Here is a 21,193-nt window from a genome sequence, read left to right as displayed (position 1 = left end):
AATTTATAAGCTAACGCCTCTTTTCCAGGGAATAAAATCGTCTTGATTCAGTTGTACTGCCTTCGGTATTTCTTCGCCGCTGGCTACTTTAATGCAGTATTCTAAAATATCTTCCCCCATCTGGTTAATGCTTTTCTCTCCCTTGATAATGGCACCGGTATCAATGTCTATAATGTCGCTCATTCGCATAGCCAAACCAGAATTAGTGGCTACTTTAATGGTAGGACATACCGGATTTCCAGTTGGAGTACCCAGGCCTGTGGTAAACAAAATTAAGGTAGCACCAGATGCCGCTTTACCAGTAGTAGCTTCCACATCGTTTCCAGGGGTACACACTAAACTTAAACCTGCTTTGGTTGCGGGTTCTGTGTAATCTAATACATCTACCACAGGAGATGATCCCGCTTTACGCGCTGCGCCAGCTGACTTGATGGCATCTGTAATCAATCCGTCTTTGATATTTCCGGGCGAAGGGTTCATGTAAAAACCAGAACCTACCTGGTGCGCCAGGGCATCATATTCTGTCATCAGCTTAATGAACTTTTCAGCCGTTGCCTGATCTACTGAACGATCGATCATTTCCTGTTCTACACCACATAGCTCGGGGAATTCAGCCGACAATACTTTAGCGCCTAAACCTACTAACAAATCTGCACAATAGCCCACTGCCGGATTAGCAGAAATACCACTGAAACCATCACTTCCACCACATTTTACACCCACACAAAGTTTATCTAAACCAGCAGGCTTGCGTTCCTGTTCGTTTATTGCGATTAAACCCTCAAATGTATTTTTGATGGCTTGTTGAATTAACTGTTCTTCACTTTGCGTTTTTTGCTGTTCAAAAACGAATAGGGGCTTATCAAATTTAGGATTTCTGCTTAAAAGATCGCGTTTAAAATCCGCTACCTGTAAATGCTGACAACCTAAGCTCAGCAGTGTAATTCCTCCCACATTGGGATGATCGGCATATGCCGACAATAGTTTACTCAAAGTATCTGAATCCTGACGTGTGCCGCCACATCCACCACTGTGATTTAAGAATTTAATGCCATCTACGTTTTTGAACACGCGCTTGGCTTGTGGCGTTTTACTGGGTTCGAAAGAAACTTCGTTAATGCTTTCTCCGCTTTCCAGTGCCTCAACCAGCTTAGTAGTGTAGCTTTTATATTTATCATCAACAGCATAACCCAATCCAGAATGGAGCGATTCTTTGATGATATCCAGGTTGCGGTTTTCACAGAATACAGTAGGGATAAATAACCAGTAATTGGCTGTGCCAACTTTCCCGTCACTTCGGTGATAGCCATTAAATTTTCTATCGGTAAACCGCTCTACATTAGGGGCTTCCCACTGATAATCGAAAGGACGATAAGCAAACGGCTCGGCAGCATGTTTGGTATTCTCTGTACTCATGCGTTCGCCAAGTTTTACCGAAAACTGAACTTTTCCAACTAAAACACCATACATCAATACTTCTTCTCCAGCGTTCATATCCTGCATAAAAAATTTATGTTTTGCAGGTATATCGTCAACTAGTTTATAGGTCCTGTCTAAATGCGAGATCACATCTCCTTTGGATAAATCCTGAAGGGCGACCAAAACATTGTCTGCTGCATTTATTTGAAGCACTAGATTATTCATAATATTATAAATTCATTTTAATGTTAATAGGGATAAGGGTAATTTCTGTTTTTCAGGCTTCAAAAATTAATTATTGTACGGTAATGGGCTGTTCGGTTTGTACAGGCTTCCATTTTTTCCAACCAAAGATAAATACGACTACAAAGCAGATTAAGGGAACAATGTATCCGTATTGGATGTTGCCAGTAATATCTGAAATATAACCCAGGCCTAAAGGCAGAAAAGCACCACCAACAATAGACATCACAATTAAAGACGAACCCAGTTTGGTATCTTTTCCTAAGCCGGTAATCCCCATCGAAAAAATAGTTGGGAACATAATCGACATAAAAAAGGCGATAGCAATAAGGGCGTAAACGGTAATAATACCTTGTGCAAAAATAGAAACCAAGGTAAAAACAATGCTGAGTAAGGCATATAACATTAATAACTTGTTTGGGGCTACAAACTGCATAAAGAAGGTTCCTGCAAAACGGCCAAGCATAAAGGCTAAACCTGCACCCCCTGCATACCAACTGGCTTCTGTTTGAGTTATGCCTGCCGAAACCGAAGCGAAACGGATGAAGAAGCTCAACACACAAACTTGTGCGCCCACATAAAAGAACTGCGCTATGATGGCCCAAACCAAATGTTTGTGTTTTAAAGCATGTGCAATGGTTGATGTTTCTGTCTCTTCTTTGTTTTCTTTGATGTCGGGCAATTTGGTGAATATAAAAAGTACGGCTATTACCACTATGACGATGGCTAAGGTTAAATACGGGCCTTTCACACTGTTGGCCTCAGCAATTAAGTAAGCTTCTTTAGCTGCCGGAAGCATTTTGTTGAGCTGCTCGTCTGTATAGTTGGTGTCAGAGAGGATAATTTTCCCTCCGATTACCGGAGCTAGGAAAGCCGCTAAACCATTAAAGGATTGTGAGAAGTTTAACCGTTGTGTAGCTGTTTCCGGATTACCTAAAACGGTAACATAAGGATTGGCCGCTGTTTCTAAGAATGCAAGTCCGCAGGCAATAACAAACAATGCCCCTAAGAAAAATAAATACTGGCGGGTATCTGCTGCGGGAACGAATAAAAAGGATCCAATAGCGAATAAAGCTAAGCCTAAAATAATGCCGCTTTTGTAGCCAAACTTGCGCATAAAATATCCTGCAGGTAATGCCATAATAAAGTAAGCAATAAATACCGAGAAATCTACAAAAGCTGTTTCCAAATCGGTTAAGCGGAAGGCTTTTTTCAGGTGTGGGATCAGTACCGGATCCAGGTTATGAATAAATCCCCAGAAGAAAAATAAACTGGTTACTAAGATTAAAGGAAAGAGATAGGCACCAGCGCGATTTGGTGCATCTGTAGTTTTAAATTCTGTTGAAGATGTATGGCTCATAAGGGGTTACACTTTCTTGTAAATATTTTTACTTACAATTAATACTTGGTTAATTAAGGTTGTTTACAAATAACCAAATTAGATTTAAAAGATTGATTAAAATTTAATGGAATTGCCAATTTATTAAGCAATATTGTGCCTAATTTTTATTTTAGTGTAATTTGATGCATATTAGATTAAATTTTAACCAGATATAAGGAATTTAATGAAACCACACCTGTTAAATGTTTCAACCAATTCAATCCATTCCTTTAGTGCCCGGAGGGATTTGATGCCTGATGTAAACAATCGCTGGCACTATCATTCTGCTTTAGAACTCATCTATTTTAAAAAAGGGAGGGGAACTCAATTTATTGGCGATAGCATCAAAAATTTTAATGATGGAGACGTAGTGCTTGTTGGGAGCAATCTTCCACATTACTGGCGTTTCGATCATGAGTATTTTGAGGAAGGCGAGCATGAGCATGCAGATGTTTTTGTGATTCACTTTAAGGAAGACTTTTGGGGATCGACTTTTTTAAATCTTCCGGAAAATCAGGAGATCAAAAGAGTCATTGAACAATCCAAACAAGGTATTCAGGTTTTGGGACCAACAAGGGATACCCTGGCTAATTTGTTGCCTAAAATTATTGAAGCCGCAGGATCTACCCGCATTGTTTACTTAATGGAAGCCCTGAGTGAAATTGCCCGCTGTAAAGCGGCAAAAACTTTGGTTTCCCTGGGCTTTCAACCTAATTTTCAGGAAACGGAAAAAGATCGTATTCAGGCAATTTACAATTATACCATCAGCAACTACAAAAAGAAGATTGATTTGAAGGAAATTGCCGATGTAGCGAAGATTAGCCCTAATTCCTTTTGCAAATTTTTTAAAGCCAAAAGCAGGAAAACCTATACACAGTTTTTAACGGAGATCAGGGTAGGACAAGCCTGCAAGCTGTTAATTGAAGATAAACTCAGTGTAAAGGAAATCTGTTTTGAATGTGGTTTTTATAACTTTACCAGCTTTCACAAGAGCTTTAAACAGATTACAGGTAAAAGCCCTCTGCGTTACCAGCAAGCTTTTGCCTAAAGCGCACTATTTTCAATTATTATCTGATAATAAGCATAGTATAAATATATTTGTGAATCAGGTTTATCCATTTGGATGGGCCTTAAATTATAAAACAAATTTTAACCAATGAATAAATTCGAAAGCCGTTACGCTCAAAGCCCTAATGAAGTAAAAACGATGGACACCGCCGCATTGCGGGAAAATTTCTTAATCGAAAATGTATTTGAACCCAATCAAGTGAACCTTACCTTGTCTCACTTTGATCGATACATTGTTGGTGGAGCAATGCCTGTTGACCAGAAAATTTCACTTCCTAATCCTGATGATTTAAAAGCTGGCTACTTTTTAGAAAGAAGAGAGCTTGGTATAATCAATGTTGGTGGTGCTGCAATTGTAACAGCCGATGGCGAACGTTTTGAATTGTCTTACAAGGAGGCCTTATATATTGGCCAGGGAACTAAAGAAGTGTCTTTTGAATCTGTAGATGCCGCTCAGCCTGCTAAACTTTATATTAACTCAGCACCTGCACACCGTCAATATCCAACTAAAAAAGTAAGTAAAACTGATGCAGAAGTGGTAGAACTGGGTACACCGGCAACAGCCAATCACCGTATCATAAATAAACTTCTGGTAAATAGTGTATTGCCAACCTGCCAGTTACAAATGGGAATGACCGAATTAAAATCGGGAAGCGTTTGGAATACCATGCCTGCACATACGCACGACAGAAGAATGGAAGCTTATTTCTATTTTGAGGTTCCTCAGGGCCAAAGCGTGTGTCATTTTATGGGACAGCCACAAGAAACCCGTCACATCTGGATGCAGAACGATCAGGCGGTAATTTCACCAAACTGGTCTATCCACTCGGGAGCGGGAACCAGTAACTATACTTTCATCTGGGGAATGGCTGGTGAAAACTTAGACTATGGAGATATGGATCATTGTGCAATTACCGATTTGAAATAATCCAGTTCTGCTAGGCAATGAAGAAATCCATTAAGTTCATATTCAGCATACTATTCTTGTATAGTGCTGTTTCTGCACAGCAGAAATCTACCCTTGTGGTGGTGAATAATTCGAGTAATCTCGATAGGAAAGAGGCTATTATAAGCATTGGCTGGCCAGCTATCTTAAAGTCTGACCCAAAAATAGATACTGCAAATTTTAAGGTAATTAACTCTGCAACCAAAGAAGAGGTCCCCTTTCAGTTAGAGCATAAAGGACTGCTTGCCATACAAAACTTGTTGCTTCAGGTATCTGTTAAGGCAAAGAGTAAAGTGGAATTAACCATTTTAGCGGGTAAAGCATCGCCTGTTAAGGCCAAAACTTATGCGCGATACGTGCCTGAGCGTAAGGACGATTTTGCCTGGGAAAATGATAAGGTAGCTTTCAGGATGTATGGAAAAGCCTTGGAGAAAACCTCTGAAGATGCTTATGGTATAGATTTTTGGACCAAAAGCACCTCCAATCTGATCATCAATGATCGTTATAAAAAGAACGATTACCATAAGGATCATGGCGATGGGTTAGACTATTACACCGTAGGTTTTACCCTGGGTGCGGGAGGTATGGCACCTTACATTAAAGATACCGTGAGGTATTCTGGGAATTATCGTTCATCTAAAGTTTTAGATAATGGGCCATTGCGGTCAACTTTTCAGTTAACTTATGATGAGTGGAATGCAGCCGGTATTAAGGTTAATGTAACCAAAACCATTTCTATTGATGCAGGTTCGCAACTCAACAAAATTGAAAACCTATATACCTACTCCTCTTCGGGTAAGCTTCCTGTAGCCATAGGCTTATCAACCAGAAATGAAACAGCCAAAAAGCTATTGCTGGATAAAACCGGAGTATTGGGGTATTGGGAGCCTGTACATGGCAATGATGGGATTACAGGAGTAGGAGCGGTTACTTTAGATCCTTTACAAAATGCGATCGATGCACCTAAGCAGGCGCTTGGAATTACTGCCGTAAAAAACAATGTTCCTTATGTTTATTATGCAGGAGCGGCCTGGAATAAAGCTGATGAAATTACCACAGAAACCGCTTGGTTTAATTACCTGAAAAACTTTCAACAAGAATTAAAATCACCCTTAAAAGTGGTGGTTAAATAATATTAACCCAAATAGATATAATTATAAAATGTCGTCAAATATATTCGATTTAACAGGTAAAGTTGCCCTGGTTACCGGCAGTAAAAGAGGAATTGGTAAAGCTATGGCTGTAGCATTGGCTGAGGCTGGTGCAGACATTATTGGTGTTTCTGCCAATCTTGAACTGAGTGGTAGTGATATTGAAAAAGCTGTTGTAGCATTAGGCAGAAAGTTTTACGCTTATCAGTGCGATTTCAGCAATAGAGAAGCTACTTTAGCTTTTGCTAAAAAGGTAAAAGAAGAACACCCGGTTATTGACATTCTGGTTAATAATGCAGGAACTATTTTACGTAAGCCTATAGCCGAACATCCGGATGAGTATTGGGATGAGGTTATTGCCGTAAACCAATCCGCCCCTTTCATTTTAACCAGAGAGATTGGGCGTGATATGATTGCCAGGGGTAGCGGTAAAATTATCTTCACTGCTTCACTTCTTTCTTTCCAGGGCGGTATTACCGTTCCGGGGTATGCAGCAAGTAAGGGCGCAATTTCTTCTTTAACCAAAGCTTTTGCTAACGAATGGGCATCAAAAGGTGTAAATGTAAATGCTATTGCGCCAGGATATATTGCTACAGATAACACTTCAGCTTTACGTGAAGATCAGGATAGAAGTACTTCGATTTTAGCCAGAATTCCTGCGGGAAGATGGGGTACGCCTGAAGATTTCAAAGGACCAACATTATTCCTGGCTTCTGCGGCGAGTGATTATGTACACGGTACTATTCTAACCGTTGATGGTGGCTGGATGGGCAGGTAGCCTTTTCGGAATGGATCAATAGTTAAAAAAAATGTCCGTTTTCAACAGCTGAAAACGGACATTTATATTTTAGAATAATTTGTAAATTTCTCTGATGTTCTCTAAGATCGCATCGAAATCGATCTTTAAGTCAATTAGCTTGCCTGTGTGGATATCGAATACCCAGCCTTGAACGGTAAGTCGGCGCTCAAGGATAGCTTCCTGAACAGCCGCAGTTTTAATCAAATTAACACATTGCTCCTGAACATTCAATTCTACCAACCTGTTATAGCGCGCATCTTCATTTTCAATGGCATTAAGCTCGTCCTTGTGCAATCTGTAAACATCGCGAATGTTTCTCAACCAGGGGTTTAAAATACCCATGTCTGCAGGTTGCATGGCAGCCTTAACCCCACCGCAGTTATAATGACCACAAACTACAATGTGATTAACTTTTAAATGGCGTACAGCATAGTTTAATACCGTCATCACACTTAAATCAACATTATTTACCAAATTGGCAATATTCCGGTGAACGAAGGCTTGACCGGGTTGAATACCCATTAAATCTTCTGCAGTAACACGGCTATCTGAACATCCAATGTAAAGGAATTCGGGGCTTTGACCCTTAGATAGTTCGGTAAAATAATTAGGATCAATAGCCAGTTTATCGGCGATCCATTTCTCATTATTTTTAAATACTTGTTCTACATTCATTGTTTTGTTTCTTTTTGTAATAGTTTAAACTAGATTATCGCAAAGTTGTTTGTATGAAATTAAAATAAGATAAATTCTTTTCGCTTTTTTTCCGATTTATTTTTCTGGTCACTTAAGGCTGTCTATCAGTGCATCAATATTAGCAGAACCAGAGGGCTTGCTGATGATGCCTTTCTGAATTAATTGCTTCAATGTTCGGTTAAAGCTCCGCACCGGAATACCCAGATAGGCCGCCATATCATCTTTAGAAACGGCGATTTGTTCATCAGTCTGTAAGCTCAGGAGCTTTTGCAGTCCATATTCCAGGGTATACAACTGTTGAAAGGAAGCCCTGCTACTGGTTTGAATCACCCTTGTAGAAAGCTCTTGCAGGAGAATTCTGTTGAAGACCACATTCTTTTCTAACAATTCCTGAAAAAAATATGCCGGAATGGTATAGGCTTTTACCTCGCTAATGGCCGCTATATTACATAGGCAGTCAATTTTTTTCAATGCTTCGAGTTCTCCAACGATTTCTCCATGCCCTAAAAATTCAACAATAAAATCCTTTCCGTTTTCTTCGGAGATAAAGCATTTGGTAATGCCTTCTTTTATGATGTAAACATTGCGGATTTTTTCCCCTTGTTCTATCAGCCTGTTCCCTGCTGAAAAGGTTTTAAGATGAACATTTTTACCCTGGTCTTCTTCCTGAAAAAACTGTTCTATAAAGTGTAATAAATCGAGGTTGGTTCTTAACATTTTTTGGTGTGGGGACAAATGTCCTTTATCTGGACCTTTGCTTGTGGTATTTTTGCAGCAATAAAAATAAGCAAATGATTGATAATATCCGTGTGATCGCTTTCGATGCCGATGATACCCTTTGGGTGAACGAACCTTATTTCAGAGATACGGAAGAGCAATTTGCCAGTTTACTGGAAGATTTTCTCCCCAGGCACAGTATCGTAGCAGAACTGTATCAAACAGAAATTGCCAACCTGCCCCTTTACGGTTATGGTATTAAAGGCTTTATGCTCAGTATGATTGAAACGGTACTCAGGATTACACAGGGGAAAGCAGATGCTGAAATCATCAACAGGGTAATTACGCTAGGACAGGAAATGCTCAATAAACCCATTGAACTGCTGGATGGTGTGGAAGATGTTTTAAAGGCGCTCCATGGAAAATACAGATTAGTGGTTGCCACTAAGGGCGACTTGCTGGATCAGGAGCGTAAACTCAAAAACTCGGGTCTTGACCATTATTTCCATCACATTGAGATCATGAGTGATAAACAGGAAAAGGATTATGAAAAATTGTTAAAGCACCTGGATTGCCCTGCGGAAGCATTTTTAATGCTGGGGAATTCTTTAAAGTCCGATGTACTTCCGGTATTGAACATTGGCGGGCATGCTGTTCATATTCCATACCATACCACCTGGGTACACGAGCATATAGACCATACCATTGAACATCCCAATTTTTATGAGCTGAAGCGTTTGGCAGAGGTGTTACCCCAACTTATCGTATGAAAAGAAAAATAGATATCAATACCTGGGTCAGGAAAGACCATTTTAATTTTTTTAACACTTTTGAAGAGCCCTTTTTTGGGGTAACGGTTGATGTAGATTGTACCGCAACCTATCAACAGGCGAAGACAGCAGGCGTTTCATTTTTTTTATTGTACCTGCATAAATCGCTGGCTGCAGCCAATCAGATCGAAAACTTCAGCTACCGCATTATAGATGGTGAAGTTTGGCAATATAAGCAGGTGAATGCTGCAACTACAGTAAACAGACCTGATGGCACTTTTGGGTTCGGCTATTTAGATTTTCTGCCAGATTTCGGAAAATTTAATAAGAAGGCACAAGAGGAAATACAAAAGGTAAAACAGTCAACCGGACTCATTCCCTCGCAAGCAGGCGATAACGTAATCCATTATTCCGCACTACCCTGGTTAAATTTCAAGTCATTATCACACGCCAGGCGTTTCAGTATCCATGACAGTTGTCCAAAAATTTCTTTCGGCCAGCTACGGGAAGAGGCGGGCAGGAAAATAATGACCATTTCTATTCATGTTAATCATGCTTTGGTAGATGGTTATCATGTGTCGCAATATGTTGCTGCCTATCAGGATTTACTGAGCCAAAACACGATTGAAAATCTACAATTAATTTAATATAACCTTAATAAGTAGAACTTATTTTCGGAAATGTTTCTTCTTGAAGTCATCATTCCGATTTATGTTTTGGCTATAGTAGCCATGTTTTACATGGATTCTTTCTACAAGGCCTGCCTTTTTCTGGCATTTTTGCTTACGGTTACTTTTGTGCTTTTCCTGTTCATTAGTTACCCCTTTCCTTCAGCCATTTCGGTATGTTGTTTTATGGGGATGTTTGCTGTAAAACTGAAGGTTTAGTTGGTAATGAAGGAGATGGATGCGTTCTTATACTTAGGCAATTGAACCTGTGTTCTTAATCTTTTAATCATTTGTAGCGGTCCCTGATCGGCAAATAAATTGACCAGCCAGGTAGGAATGCTGCCTCCCGGATCAACATGCAAGGTATATTCTATTTTGCAGCGGTTTTGTGCCAGTGGATACAATAGCCATTTTCCAACAGATTCGCTGATCCTGACAATTCCTTTTTTCTCAGGAATATAATCTTTAGCAACAGGACCGTTAATGGTCACCAGTTTAGTTTTTGGATGCTGTGTGACAGTTAAGTGTGCAATAAAATCGCGGTTTTGAAGTGGCCATGGGAGCTTTACTTCTGAATAGTAATACAGTTCGCTAGGTGATACTTGTTTAAGCAACACGGAAGATTTGGTTTGATATACCCATTCAGCACCAGAATTGACATCTAATATCAGCGACGTTATCTGACTTAAGCTAGCATTTACTTCACAGAGTACCCTTACAGCCTTGATTTTTGATTGCGGTAAAATGCTGGTGTAAACTTTTATCCCATCTTTTTCGGTACTGAATCTCCAATCGGTTTGTCCATAAACCATTAAATGTTGAAAAATAAATAAAAGTAATATGGCGAGTTGCTTGAGCATTTATGCTGTATATTCAACAAAATTAGGTTTCTTTTGTGGTTTTAAATGCACCTGGTAGCGAATGCCTGTTTTTTTGACTTATCAATGTTTGAGATTCTATTTTTACTTTAATTTGGTATAAAGGAACAAATTGCTATTTTTGCGACTGTTAAAAGCAGTGGGCTTGGATAAGAGCTTTTAATTTTAACAAAAACAAAAGAAGATATTTAGCTTTTTAGCTAGAGAAACTTCTTAAAAAATTTGGGGGTTTAGCTCATTTGGCTAGAGCGCTTGCCTGGCAGGCAAGAGGTGACCGGTTCGAATCCGGTAATCTCCACATCGGCCCCATCAGCACTAACTGATGGGGCTTTTTAATTTTTAATCACCAGAATTAAGTTATGGAAAACGAAAAGAAAGAAATATTTGAAAGTATTGCACAGCGTTTAAAGAGCGAAGGATTTAATGTCGTAAATCGTGATGAGACCCGCCCTTGGGGAGGTTTTTTTGTTATTGATGAAGCGCAGGCACAACAATTTGCAGATACTTATTTCGATGGCTTAGACGTAAACAGCTTGAAAATTGGAGGTAAGTTAAGCCCTAAAATATTAATCGTTGCACCTAATACCCGTCTTTCTTGGCAGTATCACCACCGCAGAGCTGAAATCTGGCAAGTAGTTACAGGAACCGTAGGAATTAAAACCAGCGAAACAGACGAAGAGGGAGAGGTAAAGAAATATGGTCCAAAAGATCAGATTAAATTACAGCAAGGTGAACGTCACCGTTTAATTGGATTAGATGATTGGGGAGTGGTTGCAGAGATCTGGCAGCATACAGATGCTTCAAATCCATCTGATGAAAGCGATATCGTGAGGGTACAAGACGATTTCGGAAGATAATTTTATATCAAAAAAGGAAGCTATTCCGCTCAAAATAGCTTCCTTTTCTAATACTTAAGGAGTATGCAACCAAACCCAAGCATACTTTTCTAATCAAGAATTCTTATAAACCAAATGCTTTAAAATTTCGTTAATAAAGCATACTACTATTACATGGCAATTTTAATCTTCTTTCTATCCCACTGGTTTTTATCACTATTTAGCCAAACCTTTTTCTTGCATCGTTACTCGTCACACAAGATGTTTAAGATGGAGCTTTTCTGGGAAAGATTTTTCTATTTGGTGCTTTTGATTTCTCAGGGCTCTTCTTTCTTAAATCCCAGAGCGTATGCAATTTTGCACCGGATGCACCATGCCTATAGCGATACTGAAAAAGATCCACACTCACCGCATTTTTTTAAGGACGTGTTTGGGATGATGATTGCCACAAAAAATATGTACATGAATTATCTTCATTTTAAGGTAGAGCCCGAGCCTGCCTTTAGGGGTAACTATCCGGAATGGCCATTGGTTGATAGGATAGGTGATTCATGGATTTGGAGAATTGCCTGTGGATTATTCTACATTGGTTTTTATATTGCATTTGCACAATATTGGTGGATGTACCTGTTGTTGCCCATTCATTTCTTAATGGGACCTTTACACGGAGCCATTGTGAACTGGTGTGGACATAAATATGGTTATTCAAACCATGATAACGAAGATCACAGTAAGAATTCTCTTCCCTGGGATTTCTTATTGATGGGTGAGCTTTTCCAAAACAATCACCATAAGAAACCCAATAGTCCTAATTTTGCCAGCAAATGGTGGGAGTTTGACCCCACTTATCCAATGATGAAGGTTATGCATTGGCTACGCATCATTAAAATTAGAAAAGTATAACAATATGATTAACCTGCTCAAAATTGTTTTCTCGGCTTTATTTGTTTTTATGTGCTATAAAGTAATTAGCACATGCCTGGAAAGTAATTTATTTGAACAGTGGGATTTCTTAGGGAGTATCCCCTGGATGAGGGCTACACTTTGGGATTTCTATGCTAACATTCTGATCATCACCTTGTGGATGTTTTTTAAAGAAAAAAACATCATTCTAAAAATCGTTTGGACCATTTTGTTCGTATGTTTAGGTAGCATCGGCACTATCGGCTATATTTTAGTTAAGCTATTCAAACTAAAAGCAGACGAAAGTGTTAAAGATTTGCTGGTAAAAAGGTGATAAATAGAGTATAAGGCTTAGGGTAAAACTGGCCTGAATATTTCCTTTGGCCTTGTACCTCAAACCCTAAACTTTAAAATGGACTTCAAACATCTATTGCTAATAGCATTAATCTCTCTTGTTGCCTGCTGTACAATTATGGCTTTGGTTTGGCTTTGGGCCAAACGAATAAAAAATGCCGGGGTTGTAGACGTGTTCTGGGCGCTTAATTTCCCGGTCATTACTTTCATTACTTTCTTTCTTTCTGATGGCTTTGAAGCCCGTAAGATTTTAATATGTGCCATGTTTCTGCTGGCCGAGCTTCGTTTAGGTATTCATTTATGGAATCGGGTAATTGGACATCTCGATGAAGAGGAAGGCCGCTACCAACAACTCAGAAAGGATTGGGGCAAAGATGCTGACCGGAATTTTTTCTGGTTTTTTCAATTTCAGGCCATTTCCAATGTAATTTTAGCTATTCCTTTCTTTATCATTACCGCCAATCAATCTGCTGAAATTGCCGTTTTAGAATACGTTGGACTAGTAATTTGGTTGGTTGCTTTTGTAGGAGAAATGGTAGCTGACAGACAGTTGGCAGCTTTTAAAAAGCATAAGGCAAATAAGGGTAAGGTATGCGATATTGGTTTGTGGCATTATAGTCGTCATCCCAATTACTTCTTTGAATGGTTAAGCTGGATGGGATATTTTATTTTTGCTCTGGCCTCCTCATGTGGGATTCTGGCCATTATCAGCCCTGCCATCATTTTATATTTATTAACCAAGGTTACCGGTGTTCCCAATAATGAAGAACAGAACTTAAGAAGTAAGCCTGTGGCCTATAAAAAATATCAGCAAACCACCAGTGCATTCTTCCCATGGAAGAAAAAAAATGCAGCTCATTAGGTTCGCCCATAATTTTCATCAATCCCATTTTTACATTCACCCCATCTTACATCTCAACACATGTGGTACGATAAACTTTTAGAAAACGACAAACTTCCCGATACGGCCTTGCGTATGGGTATTAGAAAATTACTTAAGCAACGACTGGATGATGAAACGCTGGGTAACGAAGAGCTTCAGCAGGAGAAATTTATGGATTTGGTGGAAGAACTGAAGGCTTCGCCAATTGCCATTAACACCGCCGATGCCAACCAGCAGCACTATGAATTGCCTACCCAATTTTTTCAATATTGCTTAGGAAAGAACTTAAAGTATAGTAGTGGTTACTGGAAGGCGGGGGTAAAGGATATTGATACCTCAGAAGATGATATGTTAGCCTTAACCTGTAAGAGAGCTGGCCTACAGAACGGGCAGAATGTACTCGAATTGGGTTGTGGCTGGGGTTCGCTGTCGCTTTACATGTCGGCAAAGTTTCCAGAAAGTACGTTTACAGTGGTCTCGAATTCTGCTACGCAAAAGCTATTTATTGATGAGGCTGCGAAAGAAAGGGGGATTCAGAATCTAACCGTATTAACGGCAGATATGAATACCTTCAACATAGCTGATACCTTTGACCGGGTAGTATCTGTAGAAATGTTCGAACACATGCGTAATTATGAGTTGTTACTGGCCAAAGTGTCCTCCTTGCTAAAACCCGATGGGAAGCTTTTCGTTCACATCTTTACCCACAAAACTTTAGCTTATAAGTTTGAGGTAGTTGATGAGACGGACTGGATGAGCAAGTTTTTCTTTACTGGCGGGATCATGCCGTCCAATCACCTGTTCTTCTATTTTAATGATGATCTTAACATTGCCCAACACTGGGTGGTTAATGGTACGCATTATGGCAAAACTTCGGAGGCCTGGTTGAGCAACATGGATAAACACAAAAAGGAAATTATGCCTATTTTGGAAAATACTTATGGTAAAGACCAGGCGGTTAAATGGTGGGTATACTGGCGCTTATTCTACATGTCATGCGCCGAACTATTTAATTATAATAAGGGTAATGAATGGATGGTTTGTCATTATTTGTTTGATAAAAAATAAAGGTTATGATGTAAGATGGACTTAGTTAATCGATAGGTATTCCATCTTCAATAGTCCCATCTTCCTTCTGTTGAGGATAGATTAATGTAAGATGTGTTGATGTAAGATGGGGTTAGGTAATCGATGGGTATTCCATTTTCCATACCTCCCTTTTACATCATCTCCCATTTACAATTATTAAAATAAATGAAAAAAAAGCTCGCCATTATAGGCACAGGAATAGCTGGAATGGGCTCTGCTCACCTGCTTCAGCATAAATACGATATAACACTTTTTGAGGCCTTGGATTATGTTGGTGGACATACCAATACAATCACATTAGAAGAAGAGGGAAAACCAATATATCTGGATAGCGGCTTTATGGTTTTTAACTATCAAACCTATCCTAATTTATGTAAGCTTTTTCAGGAAATTGATGCGCCAATAATGAAAACAGATATGTCTTTCAGCGTACAGTTTTTGCCCAAGAAATTAGAGTATAGTGGTTCAAGCCTAAATCACCTTTTTGCACAGCGGAAGAATATTTTTAATATCTCTTACCTTCAAATGTTAATGCAGATTAACAGGTTCAATAAACAGAGTGTAGAAATACTGGATAAGCCGGAATATCAACATTTTTCTGTTGGCGAATTTTTTAAGACGTTTGGTTATAGTGAGGCCATGCTCTGGCAATATCTCATCCCGATGAGTGCTGCGGTATGGAGCGCCCCAATGGAGCAGATTTTAGATTTTCCTGCCGTTACCTTAATTCGGTTTTTTAAAAATCATGGCTTTTTAGGATTGAATACACAACATCAGTGGTATACCCTAAAAAATGGAAGTCAGGCCTACCGTGAAAAGCTTATTGAACCTTTTCGCGATAAAATCAGGCTCAATACAGCTATCAGTGCGGTAAGAAGATTGGGGAATGGTAAGGTAGAGGTAGAAACAAAAAAAGGAGAACGGATAGACTTCGATGCCGTGATTATGGCCTGCCATGCAGATCAGACATTTGAAATAGTGAAAGATAAAACTGCATTAGAAGCTGAGTTGTTGTCCAAATTTAAGTATCAGTTGAACAAAGCGGTGGTGCATACAGATAAAAAGCAAATGCCGCAGGCTAAGCTGGCCTGGAGCAGCTGGAATTACCGTGTAGAGCAAAAGGATGGGAAACTATTGCCAAGTACCATTTACTGGATGAATAATTTACAGGGGGTATCTAAAAAAACTAATTATTTTGTATCCATCAATCCGACTTCAAGTATAGATCAGTCAAAAGTAATTAAAGAGATAGACTACCATCATCCACTTTTTGACGTTCCTGCAATGCAGGCCCAGGAGCGCTTACATCAATTGAATGAATCCGGACCTGTTTATTATTGTGGAAGCTACTTTAAGTATGGATTTCATGAAGATGCTTATAAAAGTGCGGTAGAGCTCAGCCAAAAACTACTGAAGTAAGCTGATGAAAGTATAATTTATTTACTGTAAATTGTAAGATATGGAATTGGCTTCATCGATTTTCGTGGCAAAAGTGATCCACCATAGGCTCGCTCCCAAAAAGCATTCTTTTTGGTACAATGTCTATATGTTCTACATTGATCTGGATGAAATCGATTTGCTAACTAAGAAGCTACGTTGGTTCAGCAGGAATAAGTTCAACCTGTTTTCTTTTCGAGACGCAGAACATTTGCAACTGCCCAAAGAAAATCCTGATCAAGCTAAAAACACAAGAACGCACCTTGAAGATTACTTAAAGGAGAATGGAATAGATGGAAGGGGGTTGAAGATTAAGTTGCTGACTAACCTCAATGTGCTGGGCTATAATTTCAATCCGGTTTCCTTTTATTTTTGTTTTGATGCACAGGATCAACCTGTATGCTGTGTTGCCGAAATTTCCAATACCTATAGGGAAATGAAGCTTTTTTTCTTTGGAAAGGATGAATTAGAAGGAGACAGTTTCGAAAAAATAACCACTAAGTTTTTTTATGTTTCCCCTTTTATCGATCATGATGATGCTTTCCATTTCAAACTAAAAGTACCAACAGATGTTTTAGATATTAAAATTGACGATATTGATAAACAAGGCAACCGGTTTTTTATCAGTATATTAAATGGTAAGAAAAAGACATTAACCAATGCGAATATGCTGAAATATTTCTTCGCTATTCCACTCATCCCCTTACAGGTAATGGGTATGATACATTGGCAGGCGTTTAAACTTTGGTTAAAAAAAATACCTTTTCACCCGAAGGCGAAAAACCCAGAGTTACAACGCAACGTATATAGACCATATAAACCTTAACAGAAACGCTAGAATATGAATACGCTTACCGCTACCAGAACATCAACAGGATTTTTTGAACGTGTAGTTTTAAATGCACTCTCTAAAATGACTTTAGGTAAATTGGAACTGACATTGCCCGAAGGTGAGGTGTTGATATTTGGAAATGGAGAAGACAAGGTGCAGGCTAATATTCAGGTCAATCATCCGGATTTTTTCAAATCAATTGCACTTTATGGCGATATTGGCTTTGGAGAAGGGTACACCTCTGGTCTTTGGGACACCTCCAGCATTACCAATGTAATTAAATGGGTAATTCTCAATATAGAAAATGCACCATCTATTACAGGGAGCAAAGTTAAATCACTAGCCTTAAACCTGTTTAAATGGATCAATAAAATTTACCACCTGCGCCGTGCAAACACTTTGGCCGGGTCGCAGAAAAATATAGCTGAACATTACGATCTCAATAACGATTTCTTTGCCACTTTCCTGGATGAAACCATGACCTATTCGAGTGGTTATTTTTATAAAGAAGAGCTGGGTTTAAAGGAATCTCAGCATGCGAAGTACGACCGTTTAGCTAAACAGTTAAAAATTAAAGCTACCGATCATGTATTGGAAATTGGTAGTGGCTGGGGTGGAAATGCTATTTATCTGGCCAGGCACTACGGCTGTAGGGTAACATCGGTAACCATATCTAAAGAGCAGCAAAAGTTGGCCATCGAACGGGTAAAGGAAGAAGGACTTGATCATCTGGTAGACATTGTGATCCAGGACTATCGTAAAATTGAGGGAACTTTTGATAAAATTGTTTCTATAGAAATGTTAGAGGCGGTAGGACACCAATATCTGGAAAACTATTTTGCCAAATGTCACGAGTTGCTCAAACCCAATGGAATTTTTGCCTTTCAGGTCATCACTTCTCCTGATAGCAGGTATGACCAGCTCAGAAATGGAGTAGACTGGATTCAAAAACATATTTTTCCAGGTTCCTTACTTCCTTCTGTTGCGGCTATCAATAAGGCCATTAATGAAACAGGTGACTTCACGCTGGTAGATTTAAAGGATATGGGATTAGATTATGCTAAAACGCTTCATCTCTGGTATATTGCCTTTAATAAGCATTTAGACCGGGTAAAACAACTGGGCTTCGATGAAACGTTTATTCGCAAGTGGAATTACTACCTCAACTATTGTGAAGCCGCATTTGCTATGCGTAATATCAATGTAATGCAGATGGTATACGTAAGGCCTAATAATACCAACTGGTAAATACTTCAATATCTGTGATTTATGGTTTAGTTGAGTGCAAGCCTTAAATTAGGTAGTTCCCCCATATTCTTCCGGGCTTGAATTAAGCCTGTTGATCATGTGCTGCCAAAAGCACACTTCATGTTTGATATCTGATGGTTAGTAATTGCTTACCTCTTTTACCGATAAAAGGAGTAATTTTACCGAACTAATCAGCTGTCTTGCGCAAGAACTATTTTAAACATTTGTAACAAAATGCAACTTGCGCAGACTAATTATCATAGACTAATATTAAACATGAAAAAACTTCTACTTTTCGCCATCACCCTTGGATCATTCTTTTCTGCCCATGCCCAGTTTGGGGCTCCAGGCTTTGGAGGTGGCGCAAAAAAATCAACGGTAACAGGAAAAATAACTGCTACTATTTTAGATTCATTAACCAAAAAACCTATTGATTACGCAACAGTATCGCTTGTTACTGCAAAAGATAATAAATCTGTAAATGGTGGAGTAACGGATGAAAAAGGTAAACTCTCGCTTCAAAACATATCGCCAGACACGTATAAGCTAAAAATTGGCTTTATGGGCTATAAAACTAAAACCGTTGACGTGGCTACTACGCCAGCTAAGCCAGATCAGAATATCGGCGTGATCTATATTTCACCCACAGCAAATGCTTTGGCAGATGTTGAGGTAACTGGTACGAAAGCCGTTATTGAAAATAAAATCGATAGGATGGTTTATAATGCAGAAGCTGATGGCACTAATGCAGGAGGCGATGCAACCGATGTAATGCGTAAAGTACCTATGCTCTCTGTTGATGTGGATGGAAATGTCCAATTGAGAGGTGGCGCGGTAAGGGTATTGATCAATGGCAAACCATCAGGTACTATGGCCAGCAGTGTTTCTGATGCCCTTAAAATGATTCCTGCCGAGCAGATAAAGAGTGTGGAGGTGATCACCAGTCCTTCTGCTAAATATGATGCTGAGGGTTCAGGAGGTATTATCAACATTATCACCAAAAAATCTAATGCGCAAGGCGTAAGTGGTACTGTGAATGCTGCTGTAGGTACGCGCCAAAATAACGGGGCTTTTAACTTAACTGCAAAAACTGGTCGCCTAAGTGTGAATACCAGTTTGGGTACCAATTTAGCCTATGCACAAAAATCCATAGTTCAGTTCGATAACAGAACCACTTATCCTAACGGATTGGTTAATTCCACTTCTCAGGATGGCTTTTCGAAATGGAGCCGAGAAGGTTATAACGGAAGCTTTGGCTTAGATTATGATTTCAATGCTTATAATAATGTAAGCTCAACAATAAAATATAATGGATTTTCGAATGGAGGTCCGGGTAGTGCCGATTATGTGATTAATGGTCAGCCTTTCATGAACGTGAGCGATATGGATATGGGTTTTAATAACCTGGATTGGAACGTTGATTACAAGCATACCACGAAAAAAGAGGGAGAGGAATTCAGCATTTCCGGGCAGTTATCTTCAGGAAGAAATACAACTGATTTTACCAACGAGATCATTGGTTTATTCCCGGCCCGTAACAACAGCAATGTTGGAAAGAATAATGAGTATACTGCACAAACTGATTATACTTACCCTTTCAGCAAGTCTACCATTTTAGAGGTAGGGGCCAAGGGAATTTTCAGAAATATCAACAGTGAGTTTGATGAATCATCACAAGATTTTGAATACAATCAGAACGTAGCTGCGGCTTATGGGGTAATTAGTTTTAATCTGAGTAAAAAGTTGAAATTCAAAGGAGGGGTGCGTTCAGAATATACCCAAATTGATTTCAACACGCAAACCAGTGGCTTACAGAAAAACGATTACTTCAACGTCTTTCCAAGTGCGATCATCTCTCAAACCCTAAAGGGAAATGCTACCTTGAAATTGAGCTATAACCGTAGGGTACAACGCCCAAGTTTAACCTATCTGAATCCATTTCTTAACAATAGTGATCCACTCAACGTGAGACAAGGACGTCCGGATCTGGCTCCCGAATTAAGCGATAACTTTGAATTGGGTTATTCTACCTTCATCAAGGGTTCTGTGATTAATGCTTCTGTTTTCTACCGCAGAACAGGTGGGGTAATTGAGAGTTCGGTAACAACGTTTCAACAAGGAACAGCTACCGGTTCCTTTACTTCCTACATTAACGTGGGTACTGCACAAACTTATGGCGCAAACATATTTGGCTCTTATAACCCAAAACCAAAATGGACTTTAATGAGTAATTTAGGGGTAAACACTTATGAAGTAAGTAATTCTCAAACTGGTGTAAGCACCGGAACTTTCCTGAATTATAACATATTTGCCCGTTCTGCTTACGGTTTTGGTGCGGGATACAACTTTGAACTTTTCGGGGTAGTTAACTCGCCAAGACGTACCTACCAGGGAAAAACTGATGCGATGGTTTTTTATGGTGCATCCTTCAAAAAGGATATCATGAAAAAGAAAGGTACCATTGGGGTGAATGTACTTAATCCCTTTACCCGCGATCTGCATATCAGAACGGTAAATAATTCTGTTACGCCAACGGCAACACTTTATCAGAGCACAAATATTTACTATCCTTTGCGTTCATTTGGGGTAAACTTCAGTTACTCATTTGGTAAGCTTAAGTTTACTGAGAAGAAAAAGATTAAAAATGACGATGTGAAAAAAGATGAACAACAAGGTGGTATGGGTGGCGGAATTCAGCAATAATAAAACCCATCTCAATATATTAAGCCTTTCTGTGAAAACAGGAGGCTTTTTTTGTTTAAGGTGTAAAATGTACACCATTAGGTAACTTTTTTTATACTTGATGTTCTTGATTCGGCTTTTTCCCGACTGTAAGTATTGTTGATGAGGCTTTAATGCGTGTTTTTGCGTCTTA

General features: G+C 39.2%; 20 protein-coding genes and 1 tRNA gene. 16 read left to right on the top strand and 5 right to left on the bottom strand.

Features of this window, described 5'->3' with window-relative positions; all coding sequences use genetic code 11:
• Positions 1 to 3: 3 nt before the first annotated feature.
• Entirely contained in the window at positions 4 to 1,644 is a 1,641-nt protein-coding gene (locus tag BMX11_RS10475; protein WP_090883977.1) for a UxaA family hydrolase, read from the bottom strand.
• Positions 1,645 to 1,714: 70 nt separating this feature from the next.
• The gene (fucP, locus tag BMX11_RS10470) at positions 1,715 to 3,022 is read right to left on the bottom strand and encodes an L-fucose:H+ symporter permease (RefSeq protein ID WP_090883976.1); all 1,308 of its coding nucleotides are present in this window, start codon (positions 3,020 to 3,022) and stop codon (positions 1,715 to 1,717) included.
• Positions 3,023 to 3,227: 205 nt separating this feature from the next.
• Between fucP and BMX11_RS10465 the strand changes: the two genes are divergently transcribed.
• The 4 genes from BMX11_RS10465 (at position 3,228) to BMX11_RS10450 (ending at position 6,986) form a co-directional block, all read left to right on the top strand.
• On the top strand, positions 3,228 to 4,091 hold the full coding sequence (locus BMX11_RS10465; protein WP_090883975.1) for an AraC family transcriptional regulator: 864 nt from the start codon (positions 3,228 to 3,230) through the stop codon (positions 4,089 to 4,091).
• Between the two features lie 108 nt (positions 4,092 to 4,199).
• Entirely contained in the window at positions 4,200 to 5,039 is an 840-nt protein-coding gene (kduI, locus tag BMX11_RS10460; protein ID WP_090883974.1) for a 5-dehydro-4-deoxy-D-glucuronate isomerase, read from the top strand.
• A gap of 17 nt (positions 5,040 to 5,056) precedes the next feature.
• Positions 5,057 to 6,190 carry a DUF4861 family protein gene (locus tag BMX11_RS10455; RefSeq protein ID WP_090883973.1) on the top strand — a complete coding sequence of 378 codons (1,134 nt, stop codon included), beginning with the start codon at positions 5,057 to 5,059 and terminating at the stop codon, positions 6,188 to 6,190.
• Between the two features lie 28 nt (positions 6,191 to 6,218).
• A complete protein-coding gene (locus tag BMX11_RS10450) occupies positions 6,219 to 6,986 on the top strand; it encodes an SDR family oxidoreductase (protein WP_090883972.1) in 768 nt (255 codons plus the stop codon).
• Between the two features lie 69 nt (positions 6,987 to 7,055).
• Here the strand turns inward: BMX11_RS10450 and BMX11_RS10445 are convergent, their stop codons facing one another.
• Both BMX11_RS10445 and BMX11_RS10440 read right to left on the bottom strand, forming a co-directional pair.
• A complete protein-coding gene (locus BMX11_RS10445; protein ID WP_090883971.1) occupies positions 7,056 to 7,682 on the bottom strand; it encodes a carbonic anhydrase in 627 nt (208 codons plus the stop codon).
• Positions 7,683 to 7,790: 108 nt separating this feature from the next.
• Positions 7,791 to 8,420 carry a Crp/Fnr family transcriptional regulator gene (locus BMX11_RS10440; protein ID WP_090883970.1) on the bottom strand — a complete coding sequence of 210 codons (630 nt, stop codon included), beginning with the start codon at positions 8,418 to 8,420 and terminating at the stop codon, positions 7,791 to 7,793.
• Positions 8,421 to 8,494: 74 nt separating this feature from the next.
• Here BMX11_RS10440 and BMX11_RS10435 point away from each other — a divergent pair, with 74 nt between their 5' ends.
• Together BMX11_RS10435 and BMX11_RS10430 are read left to right on the top strand one after the other, a co-directional pair.
• On the top strand, positions 8,495 to 9,190 hold the full coding sequence (locus BMX11_RS10435) for an HAD family hydrolase (RefSeq protein ID WP_090883969.1): 696 nt from the start codon (positions 8,495 to 8,497) through the stop codon (positions 9,188 to 9,190).
• Positions 9,187 to 9,837, top strand: coding sequence for a chloramphenicol acetyltransferase (locus tag BMX11_RS10430; protein ID WP_090883968.1), 651 nt, complete (start codon positions 9,187 to 9,189; stop codon positions 9,835 to 9,837). Before BMX11_RS10435 ends, BMX11_RS10430 begins: the two co-directional genes overlap by 4 nt.
• Positions 9,838 to 10,073: 236 nt before the next feature.
• Here the strand turns inward: BMX11_RS10430 and BMX11_RS10420 are convergent, their stop codons facing one another.
• Positions 10,074 to 10,718, bottom strand: coding sequence for an START domain-containing protein (locus BMX11_RS10420; RefSeq protein WP_090883966.1), 645 nt, complete (start codon positions 10,716 to 10,718; stop codon positions 10,074 to 10,076).
• A gap of 242 nt (positions 10,719 to 10,960) precedes the next feature.
• Between BMX11_RS10420 and BMX11_RS10415 the strand changes: the two genes are divergently transcribed.
• The 10 genes from BMX11_RS10415 to BMX11_RS10370 all read left to right on the top strand — a co-directional run bounded on the left by BMX11_RS10415 (position 10,961) and on the right by BMX11_RS10370 (position 21,021).
• Positions 10,961 to 11,034: transfer RNA gene (locus BMX11_RS10415), tRNA-Ala, on the top strand.
• Between the two features lie 61 nt (positions 11,035 to 11,095).
• On the top strand, positions 11,096 to 11,593 hold the full coding sequence (locus tag BMX11_RS10410; protein ID WP_090883965.1) for a cupin domain-containing protein: 498 nt from the start codon (positions 11,096 to 11,098) through the stop codon (positions 11,591 to 11,593).
• 153 nt (positions 11,594 to 11,746) lie between these two features.
• The gene (locus tag BMX11_RS10405; protein ID WP_090883964.1) at positions 11,747 to 12,475 is read left to right on the top strand and encodes an acyl-CoA desaturase; all 729 of its coding nucleotides are present in this window, start codon (positions 11,747 to 11,749) and stop codon (positions 12,473 to 12,475) included.
• 4 nt (positions 12,476 to 12,479) lie between these two features.
• A complete protein-coding gene (locus BMX11_RS10400; protein ID WP_090883963.1) occupies positions 12,480 to 12,809 on the top strand; it encodes a DUF1475 family protein in 330 nt (109 codons plus the stop codon).
• A gap of 78 nt (positions 12,810 to 12,887) precedes the next feature.
• Positions 12,888 to 13,691, top strand: a complete 804-nt coding sequence (locus BMX11_RS10395; protein ID WP_090883962.1) for a DUF1295 domain-containing protein — start codon at positions 12,888 to 12,890, stop codon at positions 13,689 to 13,691.
• A gap of 60 nt (positions 13,692 to 13,751) precedes the next feature.
• A complete protein-coding gene (locus tag BMX11_RS10390; protein WP_090883961.1) occupies positions 13,752 to 14,780 on the top strand; it encodes an SAM-dependent methyltransferase in 1,029 nt (342 codons plus the stop codon).
• Between the two features lie 186 nt (positions 14,781 to 14,966).
• Positions 14,967 to 16,220 (top strand): NAD(P)/FAD-dependent oxidoreductase, encoded by a 1,254-nt coding sequence (locus tag BMX11_RS10385; protein WP_090883960.1) that lies wholly within the window; start codon positions 14,967 to 14,969, stop codon positions 16,218 to 16,220.
• A gap of 40 nt (positions 16,221 to 16,260) precedes the next feature.
• Positions 16,261 to 17,064 (top strand): DUF1365 domain-containing protein, encoded by an 804-nt coding sequence (locus BMX11_RS10380; protein ID WP_090883959.1) that lies wholly within the window; start codon positions 16,261 to 16,263, stop codon positions 17,062 to 17,064.
• Between the two features lie 15 nt (positions 17,065 to 17,079).
• A complete protein-coding gene (locus tag BMX11_RS10375; protein WP_090883958.1) occupies positions 17,080 to 18,318 on the top strand; it encodes an SAM-dependent methyltransferase in 1,239 nt (412 codons plus the stop codon).
• A gap of 276 nt (positions 18,319 to 18,594) precedes the next feature.
• Positions 18,595 to 21,021, top strand: a complete 2,427-nt coding sequence (locus BMX11_RS10370; RefSeq protein WP_090883957.1) for a TonB-dependent receptor — start codon at positions 18,595 to 18,597, stop codon at positions 21,019 to 21,021.
• Positions 21,022 to 21,193 lie beyond the last annotated feature (172 nt).

The organism is Pedobacter rhizosphaerae (assembly GCF_900111155.1).
Taxonomy (GTDB): domain Bacteria; phylum Bacteroidota; class Bacteroidia; order Sphingobacteriales; family Sphingobacteriaceae; genus Pedobacter; species Pedobacter rhizosphaerae.
This window is presented reverse-complemented; position numbering and strand designations above follow the sequence as displayed.

What these genes read in the sequence shown, in the direction of transcription:
- BMX11_RS10475 (WP_090883977.1), bottom strand. Translation starts at nt 1,644, where the DNA reads ATGAATAATCTAGTGCTTCAAATAAATGCAGCAGACAATGTTTTGGTC.
- fucP (WP_090883976.1), bottom strand. Translation starts at nt 3,022, where the DNA reads ATGAGCCATACATCTTCAACAGAATTTAAAACTACAGATGCACCAAAT.
- BMX11_RS10465 (WP_090883975.1), top strand. Translation starts at nt 3,228, where the DNA reads ATGAAACCACACCTGTTAAATGTTTCAACCAATTCAATCCATTCCTTT.
- kduI (WP_090883974.1), top strand. Translation starts at nt 4,200, where the DNA reads ATGAATAAATTCGAAAGCCGTTACGCTCAAAGCCCTAATGAAGTAAAA.
- BMX11_RS10455 (WP_090883973.1), top strand. Translation starts at nt 5,057, where the DNA reads ATGAAGAAATCCATTAAGTTCATATTCAGCATACTATTCTTGTATAGT.
- BMX11_RS10450 (WP_090883972.1), top strand. Translation starts at nt 6,219, where the DNA reads ATGTCGTCAAATATATTCGATTTAACAGGTAAAGTTGCCCTGGTTACC.
- BMX11_RS10445 (WP_090883971.1), bottom strand. Translation starts at nt 7,682, where the DNA reads ATGAATGTAGAACAAGTATTTAAAAATAATGAGAAATGGATCGCCGAT.
- BMX11_RS10440 (WP_090883970.1), bottom strand. Translation starts at nt 8,420, where the DNA reads ATGTTAAGAACCAACCTCGATTTATTACACTTTATAGAACAGTTTTTT.
- BMX11_RS10435 (WP_090883969.1), top strand. Translation starts at nt 8,495, where the DNA reads ATGATTGATAATATCCGTGTGATCGCTTTCGATGCCGATGATACCCTT.
- BMX11_RS10430 (WP_090883968.1), top strand. Translation starts at nt 9,187, where the DNA reads ATGAAAAGAAAAATAGATATCAATACCTGGGTCAGGAAAGACCATTTT.
- BMX11_RS10420 (WP_090883966.1), bottom strand. Translation starts at nt 10,718, where the DNA reads ATGCTCAAGCAACTCGCCATATTACTTTTATTTATTTTTCAACATTTA.
- BMX11_RS10410 (WP_090883965.1), top strand. Translation starts at nt 11,096, where the DNA reads ATGGAAAACGAAAAGAAAGAAATATTTGAAAGTATTGCACAGCGTTTA.
- BMX11_RS10405 (WP_090883964.1), top strand. Translation starts at nt 11,747, where the DNA reads ATGGCAATTTTAATCTTCTTTCTATCCCACTGGTTTTTATCACTATTT.
- BMX11_RS10400 (WP_090883963.1), top strand. Translation starts at nt 12,480, where the DNA reads ATGATTAACCTGCTCAAAATTGTTTTCTCGGCTTTATTTGTTTTTATG.
- BMX11_RS10395 (WP_090883962.1), top strand. Translation starts at nt 12,888, where the DNA reads ATGGACTTCAAACATCTATTGCTAATAGCATTAATCTCTCTTGTTGCC.
- BMX11_RS10390 (WP_090883961.1), top strand. Translation starts at nt 13,752, where the DNA reads ATGTGGTACGATAAACTTTTAGAAAACGACAAACTTCCCGATACGGCC.
- BMX11_RS10385 (WP_090883960.1), top strand. Translation starts at nt 14,967, where the DNA reads ATGAAAAAAAAGCTCGCCATTATAGGCACAGGAATAGCTGGAATGGGC.
- BMX11_RS10380 (WP_090883959.1), top strand. Translation starts at nt 16,261, where the DNA reads ATGGAATTGGCTTCATCGATTTTCGTGGCAAAAGTGATCCACCATAGG.
- BMX11_RS10375 (WP_090883958.1), top strand. Translation starts at nt 17,080, where the DNA reads ATGAATACGCTTACCGCTACCAGAACATCAACAGGATTTTTTGAACGT.
- BMX11_RS10370 (WP_090883957.1), top strand. Translation starts at nt 18,595, where the DNA reads ATGAAAAAACTTCTACTTTTCGCCATCACCCTTGGATCATTCTTTTCT.